Consider the following 2,052-nt stretch of genomic DNA (forward strand, 5'->3'; position numbering starts at 1 on the left):
CACGGCGCTGCCCGCGCCACCACCCTGCGGGGCGAGGGCCTCGGCGGTGCCCGGCGCCAGGGTGCCCGAGGCGGGCACGACCACGTCGGGGACGGGCGCCACCCCGAGGATCCGCTCGACCGAGCCCGCGTTGTCGAGCGCCGCACGCGTGAGGTCGGTGGACCCCACCGCCGCGACGGACTCGAGGCCCGCCTGCGCGGCCGGCAGGCTCACCACGCACGCGCCGTCGGAAAGGGCACGCAGCTCGTCCAACCACCGTGTGGCGTCCGCGGCCACGGCCTCCGGATCGGCCGGGCGCGTGGTGGCGCCGCCGTCCCCGGGGTCGTCATCCCCGCCGCGGGCCCTCGCGCCCCGCGCGGAGGAGTCACCCGTGCGATCGGATCCGGCGTCCTCGGAGATCACGACGGGGCGACCGCCCGCGATCTCGGACACGGTCCCCAGGAGCGACGGATCCACCGCCAGACACATCGAACGCCGCAGCTCCTGGCCGCCGGGGCCGTCGAACGCCTCGTCGGCCGCGCGGACCAGACCGGTGAGACGACCGGAGTCCGACAGCTCGCGCAGGAGGGAATCGTCGGTCAGCATCACCACGGGATCGGGACCCTCGACACCGGGCACCGCCGCGACCCGCGTCGGTGACGAGGCCAGCGGCCACAGCACCGTCAGCGGGACCGGCGCCGGGCCCTGCTCGTCCGCCGGCGAGGGGTCGACCACCTCGTCGTCGTCGACCCCCGGCACGGTCGCCAGCCGCGGCGCCTCCAGCACGGGCAACAGGGTGCGGGCGTCGTCGAGGCGCGCGGGGGATCCGCCCGCGGGCGTGCCGTTGACGTTGACGAGCAGCGGGTAGACGCCGGGCTCGGTGAGCTGCAGGTCGGGGCCCGGATCACCGGGCACGGCGCGCGCGGGCATGGAGACGCGGTAGGTCACCGACGCGCCCGGCGGCAGGGCCTCGGCCACGCGCACGAACTCGCCGCGCACCCCGAACGACGGTTCCGACCACACCAGCGGTTCGCGCACCGACTCGGCGTCGGCGGACCGCGGCCCGCGCTGCAGGCGCACGTCGACCGCCTCGAGCGGGGTGTCGCCGACGTTGGTGATGGTCCCCGACACCGTGACGACCGGGACGCCGGCCTGGGTGCCGACGGCGGCCCCTCCCCCGTGCCCGGCGCCACCCGGGTCGCCCGCGCCGTCGAGGGCGCGCGGGGTGAGCTCGTCGATGCTGATCCTGGCCAGTGCGGGGGCCGGATTGGGGATGTAGGCGGCGGCCGAGGCCTCCTCGGGGGTGATCGCGCGGGCCGCGGCCGGGCCCCACGCGGTGCCGACGCCCCAGCCCGGTCCGATCGCCAGTGCCGCGCACAGCGCCGTCGGGACGACCGCCCGGACTGCGCGCCCAACCGGCCGCCCGATCACGGCCCTGACTCCTCCGGGGAGTCGTCGCGGGGCGCGGCTGCGGAACCCGGGCCGTGACTGCGGCGGACCGGCTCCGGACCGTCGGCCCGGCGGGACGGGTCCACCACCTGCGCGTCGGCGGGCGGAGGGTTGTCGCCTGCGGCCTCGGCGCGGGCGAGCTGCGGCAACAGGGTGCGGGCGGCCTCGACCAGCCGCCGCTCGTCCGGATAGGCCAGGCGGCGGGGCAGGTCATCGAACGGTACCCACGCGACCTCGGTGATCTCGGGGTCCTCGTCGCACAGGTCACCGTGGTCGTAGCGGATGAGGTGGTGGTGGACGGTCTTGTGGATGCGCCGACCCTCGGCCACGAACCAGTAGTCGATGGTGCCCAGCGCCGCCAGGACCGTGCCGTCGACGCCCGTCTCCTCGAGCACTTCGCGTCGGGCCGTCTCCTCGACGGTCTCGCCCGGCTCGATGTGCCCCTTGGGCATGGACCACAGCATGCGGCCGCGCCGGTCGAGGCGACCGATGAGCGCGACCTCGAGCCGGGACAGGTCCGGCTCGGGCCCGCTCGCGGCGCGCTCGAGACCGCGCACGACCAGCCCGCCGGCCGAGGTCTCCAGCACGGTCTTGAGGCGCTGGCCCCCGCGGGGATGGCGCGCT

1 protein-coding gene and 1 pseudogene are annotated in these 2,052 nt (G+C 76.8%); both read right to left on the minus strand.

Going from position 1 to position 2,052, the window contains the following annotated elements; genetic code table 11:
* Window positions 1-1,410, minus strand: a pseudogene (locus HMPREF3086_RS02825) (hypothetical protein); the annotation flags it as partial.
* Window positions 1,407-2,052 (minus strand): NUDIX hydrolase (locus tag HMPREF3086_RS02830; protein WP_246830877.1); only part of this gene is annotated, 646 nt, incomplete at its 5' end. The pseudogene HMPREF3086_RS02825 and the gene HMPREF3086_RS02830, both read right to left, overlap by 4 nt.

The organism is Dietzia sp. HMSC21D01, assembly GCF_001815995.1.
GTDB classification, from domain to species: domain Bacteria; phylum Actinomycetota; class Actinomycetes; order Mycobacteriales; family Mycobacteriaceae; genus Dietzia; species Dietzia cinnamea.